Here is a 19,265-nt window from a genome sequence, read left to right as displayed (position 1 = left end):
AAATATTTATACTTGACCAAAATCGTCAAGATTGCAGTCCCCTAGACACCATGAGACTCACCACCAAAGGCCGTTTCGCCGTCACGGCGATGATTGACTTGGCACTGCGCCAGGAGCAGGGCCCGGTGACGCTTGCAGGCATCAGCCAGCGCCAGCGGATTTCGCTCTCGTATCTCGAACAGCTGTTCGGGAAGCTGCGCAGGCATGAAATCGTCGAATCCGTGCGCGGCCCGGGCGGCGGCTACAACCTCGCGCGTCGCGCGCAGGACGTCACCGTTGCCGACATCATCATCGCGGTCGATGAACCGCTCGACGCCACGCAGTGCGGCGGCAAAGGCACGTGCGACGGCTCGAAGCAGCCCGACGGCCATTGCATGACGCACGAGCTGTGGTCGACGCTGAACCAGAAGATGGTCGAATACCTCGACTCCGTGTCGCTGCAGGATCTCGTCGATCAGCAGCGCGCACGCGAGGGCGCCCCTGCGGTGTTGCGCGATCGCCGCACGCCGGAGCCCGTCGCCGCACCGGCCGAGCCGGTGCGCACGATGCCGCTCGGTCCCAATTCGGTGTTCAACATCGCGAGTTCGTGAGCGCGAAGGCGCCCGCCATACCCCATAACGCACATAGTCCCTGCACAGAATTCCCGGAGCGACAGATGACCCAAGAGACTCTCCACCTGCCCATCTACATGGATTACAGCGCGACGACACCGGTCGACCCGCGTGTGGTCGACAAGATGGTGCCGTACCTGCGCGAGCAGTTCGGCAACCCGGCATCGCGCAGCCACGCGTACGGCTGGGATGCCGAGCGTGCGGTCGAGGAAGCGCGCGAACAGGTGGCCGCGCTCGTGAACGCGGATCCGCGCGAGATCATCTGGACGTCCGGCGCGACGGAGTCGGACAACCTCGCGATCAAGGGTGCCGCGAACTTCTACAAGGGCAAGGGCAAGCACATCGTCACGGTGAAGACCGAGCACAAGGCCGTGCTCGACACGTGCCGCGAGCTCGAGCGCGACGGCTTCGAAGTCACCTACCTCGACGTCAAGGATGACGGCCTGATCGACCTCGACGTGTTCAAGGCCGCGCTGCGTCCGGACACGATCCTCGTGTCGGTGATGCACGTGAACAACGAGATCGGCGTAATCCAGGACATCGAGACGATCGGTGAAATCTGCCGCGAGAAGGGCATCGTGTTCCACGTCGACGCCGCACAGTCGACGGGCAAGGTCGGGATCGATCTCGCGAAGCTGAAGGTCGACCTGATGTCGTTCTCGGCACACAAGACGTACGGCCCGAAGGGCATCGGCGCGCTGTACGTGCGCCGCAAGCCGCGTGTGCGCATCGAAGCGCAGATGCACGGCGGCGGCCACGAGCGCGGGATGCGTTCGGGCACGCTGCCGACGCACCAGATCGTCGGCATGGGCGAAGCGTTCCGCATCGCACGTGAAGAAATGGCGACGGAAAGCGAGCGCGTCCGCATGCTGCGGGACAAGCTGCTGCGCGGCCTGTCGCAGATCGAGGAAACGTACGTGAACGGCGACATGGAACGCCGTGTCCCGCACAACCTCAACATCAGTTTCAACTTCGTCGAAGGCGAGTCGCTGATCATGGCGATCAAGGACGTCGCGGTGTCGTCGGGCTCCGCGTGCACGTCGGCGTCGCTGGAGCCGTCGTACGTGCTGCGTGCGCTCGGCCGCAACGACGAGCTGGCGCACAGCTCGATCCGCTTCACGGTCGGCCGCTTCACGACGGAGCAGGAAGTCGACTTCGTGATCAACCTGCTGAACAGCAAGATCGCGAAGCTGCGCGAACTGTCGCCGCTCTGGGAAATGCACCAGGAAGGCATCGATCTGTCGACGATCGAATGGGCCGCACACTGAGCGCCGGATTGAACATACCCGCGGGCGGATTCGCGCACGCAGACGTAACGAGTCAAGGAGTCTGAGTCATGTCTTACAGCAACAAGGTTCTGGATCACTACGAAAACCCGCGCAACGTCGGTTCGTTCGCGAAGGACGACGACACGGTCGGCACGGGCATGGTCGGCGCGCCGGCCTGCGGCGACGTGATGAAGCTGCAGATCCGCGTCGGCGCGGACGGCGTGATCGAAGACGCGAAGTTCAAGACGTACGGTTGCGGTTCGGCGATCGCGTCGAGCTCGCTCGTCACCGAGTGGGTGAAGGGCAAGACGCTCGACGAAGCACTGTCGATCAAGAATACGCAGATCGCCGAAGAACTCGCGCTGCCGCCGGTGAAGATTCACTGCTCGATCCTCGCGGAAGACGCGATCAAGGCAGCCGTGGCCGACTACAAGAAGCGCCACGACACCAAGGAAGGCGATCAGGCAGCAGCCTGAGCGGCATCGAGCGGCTAGAGAAGGAAACGCGGCAGGCCCCGGTGGCGTGCCGCGGCAAGGACATCATGGCAATTACACTGACCGAAAAAGCAGCACAGCACGTCCAGAAATACCTCGTCCGTCGCGGCAAGGGTATGGGCCTGCGGCTTGGCGTTCGCACGACCGGGTGCTCGGGGCTCGCGTACAAGCTCGAGTATGTCGACGAGCTGGCTCCCGAGGATCAGGTGTTCGAGAGCCATGGCGTGAAGGTGATCGTCGATCCGAAGAGTCTTGCGTACATCGACGGCACCGAGCTCGACTTCGCCCGCGAAGGCCTGAACGAAGGGTTCAAGTTCAACAACCCGAACGTGAAGGACGAGTGCGGTTGCGGCGAATCGTTCCGCGTGTGACGCGGATCTCCGCGCGATGCGGGCAAGAGGCGGCACGGGCCGCCTTTTTAATGTGCGGCGTTTGCCGTGCGACGAACCGGAATTGAACGCGACGATGGTTTCGCTGAAAGACAGCCACTTCGACCTGTTTCACCTGCCGGCGCAATTCGCGCTCGATGAGGCGGCGCTCGACGCCGCCTATCGGACGGTGCAGACGCAGGTGCATCCGGACCGCTTCGCGGCGGCCGGCGATGCGCAGAAACGCATCGCGATGCAATGGGCAACCCGTGCGAACGAGGCGTACCGCACGCTGCGCGATCCGCTGAAGCGCGCGTCGTATCTGCTGTCCCTGCGTGGTGTCGATATCGGTGCGGAAAACAACACCGCGATGGAGCCCGCGTTCCTGATGCAGCAGATGGAGTGGCGCGAGGGCATCGAGGATGCCGCGGCCGCCCGCAATGTCGACGCGCTCGACGCGCTGCTCGCCGAGTTGCGCGAAGAGCGGCGCATTCGTGTGGAGCGTCTCGGCACGCTGCTCGACAGCGGCGCCGATCAGGCGGCCGCCGAGGCCGTGCGCCAGCTGATGTTCATCGAACGGGTCGCGTCGGAAGTGGGCGCGCAGATCGAGCGCCTCGAAACTTAACCGCGTGCCTCGCGGCACGCGCAGCAAACGGGCCGAGCGCCCGAACGAACCAAGATGGCTTTACTGCAAATTTCCGAACCGGGCATGGCGCCGGCGCCGCATCAGCGGCGACTCGCCGTCGGGATCGATCTCGGCACGACGAACTCGCTCGTCGCGGCCGTGCGTAACAGCGTGCCGGAGGTGCTGCCGGACGAAGCGGGCCGTGTGCTGCTGCCGTCGGTGGTCCGCTATCTCGAGAAGGGCGGCCGGCGTATCGGCCACGAGGCGAAAGAGCAGGCCGCGACCGATCCGCGCAACACGATCGTGTCGGTCAAGCGCTTCATGGGCCGCGGCAAGGCCGAGGTCGAAGGTGCGGCGAACGCGCCGTACGAATTCGTCGATGCGCCGGGCATGGTGCAGATCCGCACCGTCGACGGCGTGAAGAGCCCGGTCGAAGTGTCGGCCGAGATTCTCGCGACGCTGCGCTATCGCGCGGAAGATTCGCTTGGCGACGACCTCGTCGGCGCGGTGATCACGGTGCCCGCGTATTTCGACGAAGCGCAACGCCAGGCAACCAAGGACGCGGCGCGCCTCGCGGGCCTCAACGTGCTGCGCCTGCTGAACGAACCGACCGCCGCGGCGATTGCCTACGGTCTCGACAACGGGGCCGAAGGCCTCTATGCGGTGTACGACCTCGGCGGCGGCACGTTCGACCTGTCGATCCTGAAGCTGACGAAAGGCGTGTTCGAAGTGCTGGCCGCGGGCGGCGATTCCGCGCTCGGCGGCGACGATTTCGACCATGCGCTGTTCGGTCACGTGCTCGCGCAGGCCGGCATCGATGCGAAGACGCTTGCGCCCGAGGACGTGCGCCTGCTGCTCGACCGTGTGCGCGTGCTGAAGGAAGCGCTGTCGTCCGCGCCGCAGGCGTCGCTCGACGTCACGCTGTCGGGCGGTGCGGATCTCGTGCAGACGATCTCGCACGACACGTTCGCGTCGCTCGTCGAGCCGCTCGTGCAGCGTACGCTCACGCCGACCCGCAAGGCGCTGCGCGACGCGCAGGTCACGCCGGCCGACATCAAGGGTGTCGTGCTCGTCGGCGGCGCGACGCGCATGCCGGTGATTCGCGACGCGGTCGCGAAGTATTTCGGCCAGCCGCCGCTCGTGAACCTCGATCCGGATCAGGTCGTCGCGCTCGGCGCGGCGATCCAGGCCGACCTGCTCGCAGGCAATCGCGGCACCGGCGACGACTGGCTGCTGCTCGACGTGATTCCGCTGTCGCTCGGTGTCGAGACGATGGGCGGCCTCGTCGAGAAGATCATCCCGCGCAACTCGACGATTCCGATCGCGCGCGCGCAGGAATTCACGACCTTCAAGGACGGCCAGACTGCGATGGCGATCCATGTCGTGCAGGGCGAGCGTGAGCTCGTCGCCGACTGCCGCTCGCTCGCGCGCTTCGAGCTGCGCGGCATCCCGCCGATGACGGCCGGTGCGGCGCGCATTCGCGTGACCTACCAGGTCGATGCGGATGGGCTGCTGTCGGTGTTCGCGCGTGAGCAGCATTCGGGCGTCGAGGCGTCGGTCGTCGTGAAGCCGTCGTACGGTCTTGCCGACGACGACATCGCGAAGATGCTCGAGGACAGTTTCAAGACTGCCGAAATCGACATGCGCGCCCGCGCGCTGCGCGAAGCGCAGGTCGAGGCCGAGCGGATGCTCGAGGCGACGCAGGCCGCGCTGGCGGCCGACGGTGAACTGCTCGACACGGACGAGCGCACACAGGTCGATGCGTTGGCCGCGGCGCTGCGCACGATCGCGCAGGGCGACGACACGGACGCGATCGAAACCGCGACCAAGGCGCTGGCCGACGGTACCGACGAATTCGCGGCGCGCCGGATGGACAAGAGCATCAAGCGCGCGTTGTCGGGCCGCCGGCTCGACGAGATCTGAACTCACGAACTGCGCATCGGCCGGTAACGGCCCGCGCGATATTGAACCGTGCGGCGCCTGGCGCCGCACCCTGACTGACGGAACGGACATGCCTCAACTGGTGGTGCTGCCTCACGTCGAACTGTGCCCGGACGGCGCGGTGATCGACGCGACGCCCGGCAAGAGTATCTGCGACAACCTGCTCGAACACGGGATCGAGATCGAGCATGCATGCGAGAAGTCGTGCGCGTGCACGACGTGCCACGTGGTGATCCGCGAAGGCTTCAACGATCTGACACCGTCCGAGGAGGACGAGGACGATCTGCTGGACAAGGCGTGGGGCCTCGAGCCGACGTCGCGCCTGTCGTGCCAGGCGATCGTGAAGGAAGATTCGGACCTGGTGGTCGAGATTCCGAAGTACTCGATCAACCACGCGAAGGAAAATCACTGACAGGAACCGGAGGCAGGCGATGAAATGGACCGATTCGCGTGAAATAGCCATTGCGCTGGCGGACAAGCACCCCGACATCGACCCGCAGCGGATCAACTTCGTCGACCTGCGCCAGTGGGTGCTCGAACTCGACGGTTTCGACGACGATCCCAAGCACTCGGGCGAGAAGATCCTCGAAGCGATCCAGGCCCACTGGATCGACGAATCGGACTTCGACGACGAAGACTGAACACCGCGTGCGCCGTAACGGCGCAGACGGCCGGTCATGAAAAAACGGCTCGTGAGCAATCGCTCACGAGCCGTTTTCGTTTTCAGGCCGCTTGCCCGCGCACGATACGCGGGCAGGGGACACCGATGCGATCAGGCGATTACGCGCCGACCAGCGTGCCGTTCTCGATCCGCACGCGCTGGCCCTGGCCGAAAGGCGGCGGGTTGTGGTAAGTGAACGTGCGCGTCGCGCCGCTCTCCATCTGCACTTGCACCTGATAGTCGGTTTCCGCACGCACCTGCTTTTCAACCTGGTTGCCGGCGAGACCGCCGCCCAGCGCGCCGATGATCGTCATCGCGGTGCGGCCGTTACCGTGGCCGAACTGGTTGCCGAGCAGGCCGCCGGCTGCAGCGCCGCCCACGGCGCCGATCCCCGAGCTCTGGCCCGGCGTGCGCGTCTGCGTGATCGCGACGACCGTGCCGCAGCTCTGGCAGTAGGTCTGGGCCGGCGCCGACGGCTGCTGCGCGTATTGCGGCGGCTGCGGTGCCGTCGTATGGCGGCGGTGCGGTGCAGCCGGGCGCGGCGCGGGCTTCGGCTCGGCCTGCGCGATGGCAGCCTTCTGTTCGGCCGCCTTCTGCTGCGCGGCGGCTTGTTCGGCCGCCTGCTGCTGGGCTTGCGCGGCCAGCGCGGCGCTGGCCGCCGCGGCCGTATCGACGGCCGGCTGCGACGCGATCAGCGCGGCCTGGGTCTGGCCGTTCTGTGCGTTGCTGCTGCTGGCCTTCGGGAAGATGCCCGTGATCGCAGCCGTCGCCGCGAGGCTGGCGACGATGACGGCGCCGGCGGCGGTGGCGATAAGCGGGTGGAGGCGTTGCTTTTGCGGCGTGGTCTGATTCTGGTTGTCCATTTTTTTCTCCGATGTCGATCCGGATCGGCACTGCGGCGTCGGGCCGGATCCCACGCTTCGGGCTCGAGCAGACTTGGCGTTCCTGCGCCTCGTTCTGGTCCCGTGTCATGCGTGGTGACGCAAAAGGAGTGTCGTCCACCGGCAAGTGGCGCGCCGTATCAAGGTGTAACGAATTGCAGCGGGGCGCTGGCGACTATGACAGGGAAAACCCGGAGAAGGCCGTCGCGACGGGGGAATAAAACGGGGGAGGATCGAGAGCCGGCGGACGCCGGCCGAAGGGATTTACGCGTCGTTACAAAGCTGACGCGTGCGCGCCGCGGGGCGCGGCGCACACGCGGGCGCGGCGATCAGTCTTCGCGGCGCAGATGCGGGAACAGCAGCACGTCGCGGATCGTCGGGCTGTCGGTCAGCAGCATCACGAGACGGTCGATGCCGATCCCGCAGCCGCCGGTCGGAGGCATCCCGTATTCGAGCGCACGGATGTAGTCGGCGTCGAAGAACATCGCTTCCTCGTCGCCCGCATCCTTCTGCTCGACCTGCTTCTTGAAGCGTGCGGCCTGGTCTTCCGGATCGTTCAGCTCCGAGAAGCCGTTCGCGATTTCGCGGCCGGTCATGAACAGCTCGAAACGCTCGGTGATGCCCGGCACCGTATCCGATGCGCGTGCGAGCGGCGACACTTCGACCGGGTAATCGATGATGAAGGTCGGCTCCCACAGCTGTGCTTCGGCCGTTTCCTCGAACAGTGCGAGCTGCAGTGCGCCGGTACCCGCGTTCAGGAACGCCGGCTGCGACACGTCGACGCCGAAGCGCTTCAGTTCGGTGCGCAGGAACGCGTCGTCCGACAGCTGGCCGTCGGTGTAGTCCGGTGCGTACTTCTGGATCGCCTGCGTGATCGTCAGGCGATGGAACGGCTTCGCGAGGTCGAGTTCGCGGCCCTGGTACTGGATCGTCGCGGTGCCGAGCGCATCGATCGCCGCCTGGCGGATCAGTTGCTCGGTGAAGTCCATCAGCCAGCGGTAGTCGGTGTACGCGGCGTAGAACTCCATCATCGTGAATTCCGGGTTGTGACGCGGCGACACGCCTTCGTTCCGGAAGTTACGGTTGATCTCGAACACGCGCTCGAAGCCGCCGACGATCAGGCGCTTCAGGTACAGCTCCGGCGCAATGCGCAGGAACATCTGCATGTCGAGCGCATTGTGATGCGTGACGAACGGCTTCGCCGCTGCGCCGCCCGGGATCGGGTGCAGCATCGGCGTTTCGACTTCCATGAACTCGGCGTTGTCCATGAACTTGCGGATCGATGCGATCGTCTTCGTGCGGGCGCGGAACGTGTCGCGCGTTTCCGGCGTGACGATCAGGTCGACGTAGCGCTGGCGGTAGCGCATTTCCTGGTCGGACAGGCCGTGGAACTTGTCCGGCAGCGGGCGCAGTGCCTTCGACAGCAGGCGCAGTTCCTTGCACTGGACCGACAGTTCGCCCTTGTTGGTGCGGAACAGCACGCCACGCGCGGCGACGATGTCGCCCAGGTCCCACTTCTTGAATGCGTCGTAGGTCTCCGTGCCGACGTCGTTCGGCGTCACGAAGAACTGGATCTGGCCCGACCCATCCTGCACCGTCGCGAAGCTCGCCTTGCCCATCACGCGCTTGAGCATCATGCGGCCGGCCACCGACACCTCGACCGGGTTCGCTTCGAGCGCGGCCTTGTCCGAGTCGGCGAATTTCGCCTGCAGGTCGGCAGCGTGGTGCTCGGGCCGGAAATCGTTCGGGTAGGCGACGCCTTGCTCGCGCAGGGCGCGCAGCTTCTCGCGGCGCTCGGCGATGATCTGGTTTTCGTCCGCGGTGACGGCGGGCTGCGTTTGGGTCGGTTCGGTCATGATGGTCGGAATTCGGAGTGGGTGCGGCAACGCAAACGGGAAGGGCAAGGGGGCGCGGCCTGGCCAGGCCGCGCCGCGGCGCTTACACGCCCTGTTTGAGGCTCGCGCTGATGAAGTCGTCGAGGTCGCCGTCGAGGACGGCTCTCGTGTTGCTCATTTCGACGTTCGTGCGCAGGTCCTTCACGCGGCTCTGGTCGAGCACGTACGAGCGTATCTGATGGCCCCAGCCCACATCGGTCTTGCTCGATTCGAGCTTGTCCTGTTCGGCCTGGCGCTTGCGCATCTCGACTTCGTACAGGCGCGACTTCAGCATTGCCATCGCTTCGGCGCGGTTGCGGTGCTGCGAGCGGTCGTTCTGGCATTGCACGACGATACCGGTCGGCATGTGCGTGATCCGCACCGCGGAGTCGGTCTTGTTGATGTGCTGGCCGCCCGCGCCCGATGCGCGGTACGTGTCGATGCGCAGGTCGGCCGGGTTGATCTCGACTTCGATCGAGTCGTCGATTTCCGGATAGACGAACACCGACGAGAACGACGTGTGGCGGCCGCCCGACGAGTCGAACGGCGACTTGCGCACGAGGCGGTGGATGCCCGTTTCGGTGCGCAGGAAGCCGTATGCGTATTCGCCCGAGACCTTGACCGTCGCGTTCTTGATGCCGGCGACGTCGCCGTCGGACTCTTCGAGCACTTCGGCCTTGAAGCCCTTGCGTTCGCAGTAGCGCAGGTACTGGCGCAGCAGCATCGATGCCCAGTCGCACGCCTCGGTGCCGCCGGCGCCGGCCTGGATGTCGATGAAGCAGTTGTTCGGGTCGGCCGGGTTCGAGAACATCCGGCGGAACTCGATGTCGCCGACGCGCGCCTCGAGTTTCGCGGCGTCTTCTTCCGACGCGATGAGGGTGTCTTCGTCGCCTTCCTCGCGGGCCAGCTCGAACAGGTCGAGCGCGTCGCGCAGGTCGCCGTCAAGCGCGGTGAGCGTCGTGACGACGCCCTCGAGCAGCTTCTTCTCGCGACCGAGCGCCTGGGCGTTCTTCGAATCGTTCCAGACGTTCGGGTCTTCGAGTTCCTTGTTGACTTCGGTCAGACGCGCAGCTTTTGCGTCGTAGTCAAAGATACCCCCGGAGCTCGCCCGCGCGATTGCGCAGGTCGAGCAGGGAGCTTTCGATCGCGTTGAGACGTTCCGCTTCCATGATCGCTCGCTATTCTTGCTTCGTAAAAAAGCGGAATTATAGCCGATCGGCAGGGTTGCCCGGTGACGCAAACGGTGCTCGCGCGTGCACCGCGGCCCCGTCCGGCGCGGCGCGCATGCATCGGCGGGCGCTCAGCCGGCCGCGTGTTCGACGATCAGCTGGACGCGCGTGACGCCGTTCCACGTGTCGGCGACGAGCCGGTACGCGACCAGCGCGCTTTCCGGCAGGGGCTCCGTGTGGTTGAACCAGATCGCGTTGAAGCGCTGGCGGCCGCGTGCAAGCTGCAGTTTCAGGTGCTTTTCCTTCACGAGCGACTGGGACACGACGTCGAATTCGCCCGAGAAAAGCGGGGCCGGAAAACCTTGCCCCCAGACGGCCTCGTCGAGCAGCCCGACGAACTGCGGCGTGAAGTAGGCGTCCTCGAGTTCGCCGTCGGTCTCGATCACGCGGGCGAGCGCGTCGTCGGACAGCCATTCGCGCGCGACCGCCTCGAACGCGGCGGCGAAGCGCGGCACGTTCTCGGTGTCGAGCGTGAGGCCGGCCGCCATCGCGTGGCCGCCGAACGCGACGATCAGGTCCGGTTCGCGTTTCGACACGAGGTCGAGTGCGTCGCGCAGGTGGAAGCCCGGGATCGACCGGCCCGAACCCTTGACCCGCTTGCCTTCGTCGTCCGCGTGCGCAAACGTGAACGACGGGCGGTGGAATTTTTCCTTGAGCCGGCCGGCGACGATGCCGATCACGCCCTGGTGCCACTCGGGGTTGAAGAGGGTGATCGTGCACGCGTCGGCCGGGTCGACGTCGGCGAGATCGGCGAGCGCCTGCTGCTGCATGCCGGCCTCGATCTCGCGGCGCTCGCGGTTCATCACGTCGAGCTGCTGCGCCAGATCCCACGCGCGGCCGATGTCGTCGGTGATCAGGCACTCGATGCCGAGCGACATGTCGGAAAGCCGCCCGGCGGCGTTCAGGCGCGGGCCGAGGCCGAAACCGAGGTCGAAGCCCGATGCCGTGCGCGCTTCGCGCGCGGCGGCGCGGAACAGCGCGGCGACGCCCGGTTGCATGCGGCCGTTGCGAATGCGTTGCAGCCCCTGCGCGACGAGCACGCGGTTGTTGCCGTCGAGCCGCACGACGTCGGCGACGGTGCCGAGCGCGACGAGGTCGAGCAGGCCGTCGAGGCGCGGCTCGGCTTCCTTGCTCGCAAAGGCGCCGCGGCGGCGCAGCTCGGCGCGCAGCGCGAGCAGCACGTAGAACATCACGCCGACGCCGGCGAGGTGCTTGCTCGGGAACGCGCAGCCCGGCTGGTTCGGGTTGACGATCGCGCGTGCGGCGGGCAGTGCGTCGCCGGGCAGGTGGTGATCGGTCACGAGCACGTCGATGCCGCGCGCGTTCGCGGCTTCGACGCCCGCGACGCTCGCGATCCCGTTGTCGACGGTGATCAGCAGGTCGGGCTTGCGCGCGGCGGCGAGTTCGACGATCTCGGGCGTGAGGCCGTAGCCGTATTCGAAGCGGTTCGGCACCAGGTAGTCGATCTGCGCGCCGAACATCCGCAGGCCGCGCACCGCGACCGCGCAAGCGGTCGCGCCGTCGCAGTCGTAGTCGGCGACGACGAGCAGGCGCCGCTTGTCGGCGATCGCGTCGGCGAGCAGCGACGCCGCGTCCGCGCAGCCTTTCAGCTCGGTGGGCGGGACGAGCCGCGCAAGCGCGGTCTCGATGTCGGCGGGGGACTGCACGCCGCGCGACGCGTACAGGCGCGCGAGCACGGGATGCAGGCCGTGGCGCGCGAGCGCTTCGGCGTCGGCGGGCGCGACGGGGCGGGTAACGATCCGGGTCATACGGGGTGTGCTTGTTATTCGAACAGGGAGGCCAGCGCGCGGCGGCGCCAGAACTTGCGCAGGTCTGAGCGCGTCGCACGCAGCGTCACGGAACTCGTGTCGCCGCACAGCGTGAAATCGACGCCCGCCAGCTCGCCGTTCCGCAGCGCGGCGAGGGCCGGCGCGAACCAGTCGCGCTCGAGCGCGGCGAGTCCGTCGTGCCAGCGCGCCCAGTCCTGCTCGATGAACGGGGTGGTCAGCGCCGGCAGGTCGACGAGCGTTGCGCCGTCGGCAGCGGGCAGTGCGCCGAATGCGGCGGGCACGCCCGAGGCGTCGATCCGCGCGGCGCGCGCAAGGCCGAGCGCCGCGGGCGATGCGGACAGCACGCGCGCGAACGGCTGGCCGACCGGTTTCAGCGTGCCCTGCGCATGGAACCAGATCGAGTTCACGGCCGGCAGCCCGCGCGCTTCGCGCGCTTCGTTGACCGGGTGCTGGAACCAGGCCATCTGCACTTCGTTCTGCAGCTTCATCCACATCCGCGAGCGTTCGCCCGTATGCGCCTCGTGCGGCAGCCAGATTTCGATGTTGCGGCCGCTCGCGCGCAGCGGCGCGGCGCCGGCGAGCCGGGCGAGCTGCTCGCTCGACAGGTACCAGCGTGACGGGTTCGGCGCTTCGAGCCGTACGCCGAGTTCCTCGATCAGCGGCCGGGCGACCGCGAGCAGCGCGGCCGCGTCGCCGTCGTCGAGCGCAAGGGCCGCCGGATCGACGAGCACCAGGTGATCGTGCGCGATTTCGACGTGGACGGGCTCGACGCAGGCCCAGGCCCGGGCGCCCGGATCGCCGCCGTCCGCCAGCAGCATGTAGGGCGCGAGCGGCGCCTCGTCGGCGGCGTTGCCCTGGGTCGCGCCGAACTGGCGGGCCAGCCAGCGCTCGTGCGGCAGCGTGCGCTGGAAGTCCTCGCCGGCCACGCGCTCGACGAGGCTCGCGCGGGCGAGCAACTTTTCGAGCGCGGGGCTGTCCAGCGTGTGCAGGGACGAGGCCGCATCGGCCGCCGACGGCAGCGCGAACGGAACGAGAAAATGGAGGCGTCGGTCGTGCATGATGGTGCGCATTGTATGGCAAACTGCGCGCGTGATCGGGCCGGCTGACGGCCCGTTCGCGTCCGGCGGCCGTTTTTCGACCGTGCCCGGGTCGGTGGCCGCCACCGGGCGGCGGTCCGGCCGCGGGGCGCCTCCCCGCCGTAACCAGCAGAAAGGATTCGCTTGAAACTTCCGTACGAATGGCAGATCGGCTGGCGCTACACGCGCGCCGGCAAACGCACGACCGGTAACGGCTTCATTTCCTTCATCGCGCTCGTGTCGATGCTCGGGATCGCGCTCGGTGTCGCGGCACTGATCGTCGTGCTGTCGGTGATGAACGGCTTCCAGAAGGAAGTGCGTGACCGCATGCTGTCGGTGCTCGCGCACGTCGAGGTGTTCTCGCCGACGGGCTCGATGCCCGACTGGCAGCTGACCGCGCAGGAAGCGCGCCGCAATCCGTCGGTGATCGGCGCGGCGCCATATGTCGACGCGCAGGCGCTGCTCACTCGCCAGGACGCGGTGAGCGGCGTGATGCTGCGCGGTGTCGAGCCGACGCTCGAGCCGCAGGTGTCGGACATCGGCAAGGACATGAAGGCCGGCCAGCTCGCCGCGCTCGTGCCGGGCCAGTTCGGCATCGTGCTCGGCGATGCGCTTGCCGGCAACCTCGGCGTGACGGTCGGCGACAAGGTGACGCTCGTCGCGCCGGAGGGTTCGATCACGCCGGCCGGCATGATGCCGCGGCTGAAGCAGTTCACGGTCGTCGGCGTGTTCGAGTCCGGGCACTACGAATACGACAGCACGCTCGCGATGATCAACATCCGCGATGCCGAGGCGCTGTTCCGGATGGCCGCGCCGACCGGTGTGCGGCTGCGGCTGAAGGACATGCAGAAAGCGCCGGACGTGGCGGTCGAGCTGTCGCATACGCTGTCGGGCAGCCTGTACATCCGCGACTGGACCCAGCAGAACAAGACGTGGTTCTCGGCCGTGCAGATCGAGAAGCGGATGATGTTCATCATCCTCACGCTGATCATCGCGGTGGCCGCGTTCAACCTCGTGTCGTCGCTCGTGATGACGGTGACCAACAAGCAGGCAGACATCGCGATCCTGCGCACGCTCGGCGCGCAGCCGGGGTCGATCATGAAGATCTTCGTCGTGCAGGGCGTGACGATCGGCTTCGTCGGCACGGCGTCGGGCGTCGCGCTCGGCTGCCTGATCGCATGGAGCATCCCGTGGCTGATTCCGATGATCGAGCACCTGTTCGGTGTGCAGTTCCTGCCGCCGTCGGTGTACTTCATCAGCGAGCTGCCTTCGGAACTCGTCGCGAGCGACGTGATCCGGATCGGGCTGATCGCGTTCGCGCTGTCGGCTGTCGCGACGCTCTATCCGAGCTGGCGCGGGGCGAAGGTGAAGCCGGCGGAGGCCCTTCGCTATGAATGATCGCGCGACCGCATTCGCGGATTCACGACAACACAACACACAGGATTCGGCAGGTATGCAGGAATACGTGCTTCAGGCGCGCGGGATCACGAAGGCGTTCGTACAGGGCGGCTTCAACGTGCAGGTGCTCGACAATACCGAGCTGACGGTGCGGCGCGGCGAGAAGCTTGCGGTCGTCGGCGCGTCGGGCTCCGGCAAGAGCACGCTGCTGCACGTACTGGGCGGGCTCGACGAGCCGAGCGCGGGCGAGGTGTCGCTGCTCGGCAAGCCGTTCACGCAACTCGCCGAACGCGAGCGCAACGAATTGCGCAACCGTGCGCTCGGTTTCGTCTACCAGTTCCATCACCTGCTGCCCGAGTTCACGGCGCTCGACAACGTCGCGATGCCGCTGCGCATCCGCCGGATGACGACCGAGGCCGCGCGTGCCGAGGCCCAGGCGATGCTCGAACGCGTCGGTCTCGGGCCGCGGGCGAAGCATCGGCCGGGCGAGCTGTCGGGTGGCGAGCGGCAGCGCGTCGCGATCGCGCGCGCGCTGGTCACGAAGCCCGCGTGCGTGCTTGCCGACGAGCCGACCGGCAACCTCGACGGCACGACGGCAGATACGGTGTTCAACCTGATGCTCGAATTGTCGGAAACGCTCGAAACGAGCTTCGTGATCGTCACGCACGATCCCGATCTCGCCGCGCGCTGCGACCGCATCATGCGGCTGCGCGACGGCGTGCTGCACGAGGAGCCGGCGTTGCCGGTGTAAGTGAACGCCGCTGGCCGGCTGCCGGGTTCGTCCCGGCGCGGCGCCAGCGTGCTGGAACATCGCCATGTGGATCGATACGCACTGCCATCTCGATGCCGCCGAGTTCGACGCCGACCGCGACGCGGTCGTACAGGCGGCGCACGCGGCCGGCGTGTCGCGCATCGTGATCCCGAGCGTCGGGCGCGACAACTTCACGACGGTGCGCGAGCTTGCGCACCGCACGCCGGGCGCGGTCTATGCGCTCGGCATCCATCCGATGTATACGCCGCGCGCACGCGACGAGGATCTCGACCTGTTGCGCATGGAAATCGAGGCGAGCCTCGACGATCCGCGCTTCGTCGCGATCGGCGAGATCGGACTCGACTATTTCGTGCAGGGGCTCGACGACGCGCGGCAGCAGTTCTTCTACCAGGGGCAGCTGAAGCTTGCGCACGAATTCGACCTGCCCGTGCTGTGTCACGTGCGCAAGTCGCAGGACCGCGTACTGGCCGGGCTGCGCCGCTTCGGCGTGCGGCGCGGCATCGCGCATGCGTTCAACGGCAGTTTTCAGCAGGCCGAAGCGTATCTCGCGCACGGGCTGCATCTCGGCTTCGGCGGCAACGTGACGTTCACGCGGGCGCTGCAGATCCGCCGGCTCGCGACGCAGTTGCCGCTCGAGGCGATCGTCGTCGAGACGGATGCGCCCGACATCGCGCCCGAATGGGCATACAAATCCCGCAACACGCCCGACCAGGTGCCGCGCATCGGCGACGTGCTCGCCGAACTGCGCGGGATCGACACCGGCGCGCTCTCCCTATGCACTTCGGCTAACGCGCTCGCCGCGCTGCCGCGACTCGCTCTTTCGTCCGCATAATCGTTGCCGGAAGGCGCCGTATTCGCAATGGCGGCGCCGGATCGACGAGGAGGGACGATGCGCGTGTGGTGGATCGCGTTCGCGCTCGGCGTGGTCGTACTGCAGCGGCAGGCGACGCTGCCGGGTGCGTTCGCATGGACGATCGGTGCGACCGTGCTCGCGGGCTGCGTGGTCCTGGGCGCGTGGTGCATGCGCCGCCGGCGTATGCGCATGACCGTCGCGTTCGGATGGATGCTTTGCGCGCTCGCGGCCGGCGTCGCCGGATTCGGCTACGCGGCCGCGCGGGCCGAATGGCGGCTGGACGACAGCCTGCCCGTCGAGTGGGAAGGGCGCGACATCGTCGTCACCGGGGTGATCCGGGGGCTGCCCGTGGTCGACGACACAGGTGCGCGGCTGCTGTTCGCGGTCGAGTCGAACGATGCGCGGCTGGCCCGTTTCCCGCCGTTGATCCGTCTGTCGTGGCGCGCGTATGACGCGGCCGCGACGCGCGACGCGCGGCCCGATCTGCGCGCCGCGCAGCGCTGGCGTTTCGTCGTGCGCCTGAAGCGCCCGCATGCGGAGGCTAATCCCGGCGTGCGCGACAGCGAGGCGGCCTGGCTTGCCGCGGGCATTCGCGCCGTCGGTTATGTCAGCGCGCCCCGGCGGGCGGTATTGCTCGATGCGCGCGCGTCGGGATGGCGTGCATCGATCGATCGGCTGCGCGACGTGCTGCGCTTGCGTATCGGCGAGACGCTTGGCGGCGACGCAGGCCATCGCGGTATCGTCGCCGCGCTCGCGATCGGCGACCAGTCGGGCATCGGCGACGACGACTGGCGCGTGCTGCGCAACACGGGCACGAGCCACCTCGTCGCGATCTCCGGCCTGCATGTCGGGCTCGTCGGCGCGATTGCGGGCGGGCTGGTGTCGATGGTCTGGCGTCGCCTGCGCTGGCGCGCTCGGGCCGCGACGCTCGTATTGCCGGCGCCGTACGCGGCCGCGCTCGCCGCGCTGACGGCCGCGGCCGGTTATGCGGCGCTCGCCGGCTTCAACGTGCCGGCGCAGCGCGCATGGTGGATGATCGCGGCCGGCGGCATTGCGTATCTGGCCGGGCGCAGCGTGCCGGCTTCCGCGGTGCTGTGCGCGTCGCTCGGCGGCGTACTGCTTGCCGATCCGTGGGCCGTGCTGTCGGCCGGGTTCTGGCTGTCGTTCGGGGCGGTCGCCGTGATCCTGCTGGCGGTTTCCGGCTGGCGCGCCGTGCGCGAGGCCGATGCGCAAGGCGATGGGGGTGAGGAGGGCGGCGGCGCCGCTGGCTTGTCGAACCGGGCGCGCGCGTGGGGTGCACGCGCCGGGCGCCGCATCGCCGAGGCCACGCGCGTGCAGTACGCGGTGACGATCGGCCTCGCGCCGCTGACGGCCGCCTGGTTTGCGCAGATATCGCTGTCGGGCCCGTTCGGCAACGCGTTCGCGATTCCCTGGGTCAGCTCGGTCGTGACGCCGGTCGTGCTGGCCGGCATCGCGCTGCCGGCGCCGTTCGACGCCTATGCGTTCCGGCTTGCGCACGCGGCGCTCGAACCGATGATGACGTTGCTGGGATACCTCGCCGACTGGCCGGCCGGCGTGTTCTGGTTGCGCATGCCCGACTGGCCGGTGCTGGCGCTGGCCTGCGTGGGCGTCGCATGGACGTTGATGCCGCGCGGCTGGCCGCTGCGCTGGGCTGCGCCGCTCACGTGGCTGCCGCTCGTCGCGCCGGCAGCCGATGCGCCGCCGCCGGGCGGTTTCCGGCTGACCGTGCTCGACGTCGGGCAGGGTGCGTCGGTGCTGGTGGAGACCGCCCGACGGACCTTGCTGTTCGACGCGGGACCGGGCGCGGAGTCGACGCATGCCGGTGCGCGGATCGTCGCGCCGGCATTGCGCTCGCGAGGCATCGCGGTGGTCGATTCGCTCGTGCTCAGTCACGCGCACGCCGATCACGCGGGCGGCGCACCGGCCGTCTATGCGGCTGCCGACGTGCGCCAGCTGCTGGCGGGCATTCCGCCGACGAGCGGGCTGTGGCGCGATGCGATGGCCGCCGGCGTTGCCGACCGGCTGCCGTGCGCGGCCGGGCAGCGCTGGACCTGGGACGGCGTGGTGTTCACGATGCTCTGGCCGTCGGGCGGTCCGGGCGCGGGTTCGTCGAACGGGCAGTCGTGCGTGCTGCGCATCGATGCGGGCGGGACGTCCGCGCTGCTGACGGGCGACATCGAAGCGCCCGTCGAACGCCAGCTCGTGGGCACGGCGCGCGACACGCTGGCCGCGCAGATCCTGGTCGTTCCGCACCACGGCAGCCGCACGTCGTCGGTCGAGCCTTTCCTCGATTCGGTCGGGCCGCGCGTCGCGGTATTTCCTGTAGGCTATCGCAATCGTTTCGGACATCCGCACCGGGCGGTTCTCGCACGTTACGAGGGGCGCGGGATTCCGCTGCCGCGCACCGATCGCGACGGCGCCGTGCGGTTCGACGTCGCGCCGGCCGACGGCGGGTTTGCCTTCGAGCTTCATCGCGACGTTCGGCGGCGATACTGGATGGATCGGTGAGCGCGGCAAGGGCCGCGTCAATTCCGGTCGACAAGGGAGACATCGGCGTTTGAAGGACATCCTCCATTTCTCGCATGCGAACGGCTTTCCGGCGTCGACGTACCGCACGATCTTCGCCGAACTGGCCGACGACTACGAGCTGCGCTACATCGAACGGATCGGCCACGACCGCCGCTACCCGGTGACGCGCGACTGGCCGCATCTCGTCGAGCAACTGCTCGACGACATCGGCAGCCGCTACGAGCGTCCCGTCTGGCTCGTCGGCCATTCGCTCGGCGGCTACCTGTCGCTGATGGCTGCGCTGAAGAAGCCTCAATGGGTGCGCGGCGTCGTGATGATCGATTCGCCGATCATCGCGGGCTGGCGCGCCGGTGCACTGCGTGCGAGCCAGTGGGCGGGGCTCGACGAGCGGCTGTCGCCGGCGGCCGCGACGCGCAACCGGCGCACGCGCTGGGTGAGCCGTGACGAAGTCTGGCGGCACTTTCGTGAGAAACCGGCGTTCGCCCGCTGGGACGAACGGATGCTGGCCGACTACATCGACTACGGGATTCCGCAGGCCGGGGCCGACGGCGAGCGGGCGCTCGCGTTCGACCGGCAGGTCGAATACCTGATCTACCGGACGCTGCCGCACACGCTCGGCCCGAGGCTCGCGCACGGCGCGCCGGTGCCGCTCGGTTTTCTCGCCGGCACGCGTTCGCGCGAGGTGCGCCAGGTCGGGCTCGATGCGACGCGCCGCGCGGCGCGCGGCCGCGTCGAATGGCTGGAAGGCAGCCACCTGTTCCCGATGGAGCGGCCGCTCGAGACCGCCCGCGCATTGCAGCGGATGCTGAATTCGCTGAAGGCGGCCGAGGGCGACGTGTCGCAGGGCGGCGCCCCGCTCGCGAAGCGCGCCTGA

Annotated in this window: 18 protein-coding genes; 13 read left to right on the top strand and 5 right to left on the bottom strand. The window is 67.9% G+C overall.

Features of this window, described 5'->3' with window-relative positions:
- The first annotated feature begins 50 nt into the window (after positions 1 to 50).
- The 8 genes from iscR (at position 51) to iscX (ending at position 5,948) form a co-directional block, all read left to right on the top strand.
- A complete protein-coding gene (gene iscR, locus ABY44_RS32425) occupies positions 51 to 590 on the top strand; it encodes a Fe-S cluster assembly transcriptional regulator IscR (protein ID WP_009691731.1) in 540 nt (179 codons plus the stop codon).
- 65 nt (positions 591 to 655) lie between these two features.
- Complete coding sequence (locus ABY44_RS32420) at positions 656 to 1,879, top strand: IscS subfamily cysteine desulfurase (protein ID WP_060169973.1); 1,224 nt, start codon at positions 656 to 658, stop codon at positions 1,877 to 1,879.
- 68 nt (positions 1,880 to 1,947) lie between these two features.
- Entirely contained in the window at positions 1,948 to 2,355 is a 408-nt protein-coding gene (gene iscU, locus ABY44_RS32415) for a Fe-S cluster assembly scaffold IscU (protein ID WP_006481982.1), read from the top strand.
- Between the two features lie 65 nt (positions 2,356 to 2,420).
- On the top strand, positions 2,421 to 2,744 hold the full coding sequence (iscA, locus tag ABY44_RS32410; protein WP_012492710.1) for an iron-sulfur cluster assembly protein IscA: 324 nt from the start codon (positions 2,421 to 2,423) through the stop codon (positions 2,742 to 2,744).
- 94 nt (positions 2,745 to 2,838) lie between these two features.
- Positions 2,839 to 3,366, top strand: a complete 528-nt coding sequence (hscB, locus tag ABY44_RS32405) for a Fe-S protein assembly co-chaperone HscB (RefSeq protein ID WP_060170018.1) — start codon at positions 2,839 to 2,841, stop codon at positions 3,364 to 3,366.
- A 54-nt stretch (positions 3,367 to 3,420) separates the two neighbouring features.
- Positions 3,421 to 5,289: a Fe-S protein assembly chaperone HscA gene (gene hscA / locus ABY44_RS32400; RefSeq protein WP_060169971.1), complete on the top strand. Its 1,869-nt coding sequence runs from the start codon at positions 3,421 to 3,423 to the stop codon at positions 5,287 to 5,289.
- A gap of 88 nt (positions 5,290 to 5,377) precedes the next feature.
- Positions 5,378 to 5,719: an ISC system 2Fe-2S type ferredoxin gene (fdx, locus tag ABY44_RS32395; RefSeq protein WP_011352558.1), complete on the top strand. Its 342-nt coding sequence runs from the start codon at positions 5,378 to 5,380 to the stop codon at positions 5,717 to 5,719.
- 19 nt (positions 5,720 to 5,738) lie between these two features.
- Complete coding sequence (gene iscX, locus ABY44_RS32390; RefSeq protein ID WP_021157676.1) at positions 5,739 to 5,948, top strand: Fe-S cluster assembly protein IscX; 210 nt, start codon at positions 5,739 to 5,741, stop codon at positions 5,946 to 5,948.
- 139 nt (positions 5,949 to 6,087) lie between these two features.
- On the opposite strand, the gene ABY44_RS32385 is transcribed toward iscX, so the two are convergent.
- The 5 genes from ABY44_RS32385 to ABY44_RS32365 form a co-directional block, all read right to left on the bottom strand.
- On the bottom strand, positions 6,088 to 6,831 hold the full coding sequence (locus ABY44_RS32385) for a glycine zipper 2TM domain-containing protein (protein WP_021157677.1): 744 nt from the start codon (positions 6,829 to 6,831) through the stop codon (positions 6,088 to 6,090).
- Positions 6,832 to 7,178: 347 nt separating this feature from the next.
- The gene (lysS, locus tag ABY44_RS32380) at positions 7,179 to 8,705 is read right to left on the bottom strand and encodes a lysine--tRNA ligase (RefSeq protein WP_059699113.1); all 1,527 of its coding nucleotides are present in this window, start codon (positions 8,703 to 8,705) and stop codon (positions 7,179 to 7,181) included.
- Between the two features lie 82 nt (positions 8,706 to 8,787).
- A protein-coding gene (prfB, locus tag ABY44_RS32375) for a peptide chain release factor 2 (protein ID WP_099318679.1) occupies positions 8,788 to 9,892 on the bottom strand; the annotation gives its coding sequence in 2 pieces (ribosomal slippage) (positions 8,788 to 9,810 and positions 9,812 to 9,892; 1,104 coding nt in all).
- Between the two features lie 131 nt (positions 9,893 to 10,023).
- A complete protein-coding gene (recJ, locus tag ABY44_RS32370; RefSeq protein WP_021157680.1) occupies positions 10,024 to 11,721 on the bottom strand; it encodes a single-stranded-DNA-specific exonuclease RecJ in 1,698 nt (565 codons plus the stop codon).
- A 14-nt stretch (positions 11,722 to 11,735) separates the two neighbouring features.
- On the bottom strand, positions 11,736 to 12,800 hold the full coding sequence (locus ABY44_RS32365; RefSeq protein WP_091921069.1) for a regulator: 1,065 nt from the start codon (positions 12,798 to 12,800) through the stop codon (positions 11,736 to 11,738).
- Positions 12,801 to 12,962: 162 nt separating this feature from the next.
- Between ABY44_RS32365 and ABY44_RS32360 the strand changes: the two genes are divergently transcribed.
- The 5 genes from ABY44_RS32360 to ABY44_RS32340 all read left to right on the top strand — a co-directional run bounded on the left by ABY44_RS32360 (position 12,963) and on the right by ABY44_RS32340 (position 19,265).
- Complete coding sequence (locus tag ABY44_RS32360) at positions 12,963 to 14,216, top strand: lipoprotein-releasing ABC transporter permease subunit (protein WP_021157682.1); 1,254 nt, start codon at positions 12,963 to 12,965, stop codon at positions 14,214 to 14,216.
- Positions 14,209 to 14,967, top strand: a complete 759-nt coding sequence (lolD, locus tag ABY44_RS32355) for a lipoprotein-releasing ABC transporter ATP-binding protein LolD (protein ID WP_027786974.1) — start codon at positions 14,209 to 14,211, stop codon at positions 14,965 to 14,967. Before ABY44_RS32360 ends, lolD begins: the two co-directional genes overlap by 8 nt.
- 64 nt (positions 14,968 to 15,031) lie before the next feature.
- The gene (locus ABY44_RS32350) at positions 15,032 to 15,820 is read left to right on the top strand and encodes a TatD family hydrolase (RefSeq protein ID WP_060169968.1); all 789 of its coding nucleotides are present in this window, start codon (positions 15,032 to 15,034) and stop codon (positions 15,818 to 15,820) included.
- Between the two features lie 57 nt (positions 15,821 to 15,877).
- Entirely contained in the window at positions 15,878 to 18,370 is a 2,493-nt protein-coding gene (locus tag ABY44_RS32345) for a DNA internalization-related competence protein ComEC/Rec2 (RefSeq protein WP_060169966.1), read from the top strand.
- A gap of 49 nt (positions 18,371 to 18,419) precedes the next feature.
- On the top strand, positions 18,420 to 19,265 hold the full coding sequence (locus tag ABY44_RS32340) for an alpha/beta fold hydrolase (RefSeq protein WP_031399457.1): 846 nt from the start codon (positions 18,420 to 18,422) through the stop codon (positions 19,263 to 19,265).

It is taken from the genome of Burkholderia sp. ZZQ-2 (assembly GCF_050768715.1).
Lineage (GTDB): Bacteria > Pseudomonadota > Gammaproteobacteria > Burkholderiales > Burkholderiaceae > Burkholderia > Burkholderia cepacia.
This window is presented reverse-complemented; position numbering and strand designations above follow the sequence as displayed.

Coding starts and splice junctions, on each gene's coding strand:
- iscR (WP_009691731.1), top strand. CDS start 51: ATGAGACTCACCACCAAAGGCCGTTTCGCCGTCACGGCGATGATTGAC.
- ABY44_RS32420 (WP_060169973.1), top strand. CDS start 656: ATGACCCAAGAGACTCTCCACCTGCCCATCTACATGGATTACAGCGCG.
- iscU (WP_006481982.1), top strand. CDS start 1,948: ATGTCTTACAGCAACAAGGTTCTGGATCACTACGAAAACCCGCGCAAC.
- iscA (WP_012492710.1), top strand. CDS start 2,421: ATGGCAATTACACTGACCGAAAAAGCAGCACAGCACGTCCAGAAATAC.
- hscB (WP_060170018.1), top strand. CDS start 2,839: ATGGTTTCGCTGAAAGACAGCCACTTCGACCTGTTTCACCTGCCGGCG.
- hscA (WP_060169971.1), top strand. CDS start 3,421: ATGGCTTTACTGCAAATTTCCGAACCGGGCATGGCGCCGGCGCCGCAT.
- fdx (WP_011352558.1), top strand. CDS start 5,378: ATGCCTCAACTGGTGGTGCTGCCTCACGTCGAACTGTGCCCGGACGGC.
- iscX (WP_021157676.1), top strand. CDS start 5,739: ATGAAATGGACCGATTCGCGTGAAATAGCCATTGCGCTGGCGGACAAG.
- ABY44_RS32385 (WP_021157677.1), bottom strand. CDS start 6,831: ATGGACAACCAGAATCAGACCACGCCGCAAAAGCAACGCCTCCACCCG.
- lysS (WP_059699113.1), bottom strand. CDS start 8,705: ATGACCGAACCGACCCAAACGCAGCCCGCCGTCACCGCGGACGAAAAC.
- recJ (WP_021157680.1), bottom strand. CDS start 11,721: ATGACCCGGATCGTTACCCGCCCCGTCGCGCCCGCCGACGCCGAAGCG.
- ABY44_RS32365 (WP_091921069.1), bottom strand. CDS start 12,800: ATGCACGACCGACGCCTCCATTTTCTCGTTCCGTTCGCGCTGCCGTCG.
- lolD (WP_027786974.1), top strand. CDS start 14,209: ATGAATGATCGCGCGACCGCATTCGCGGATTCACGACAACACAACACA.
- ABY44_RS32350 (WP_060169968.1), top strand. CDS start 15,032: ATGTGGATCGATACGCACTGCCATCTCGATGCCGCCGAGTTCGACGCC.
- ABY44_RS32345 (WP_060169966.1), top strand. CDS start 15,878: ATGCGCGTGTGGTGGATCGCGTTCGCGCTCGGCGTGGTCGTACTGCAG.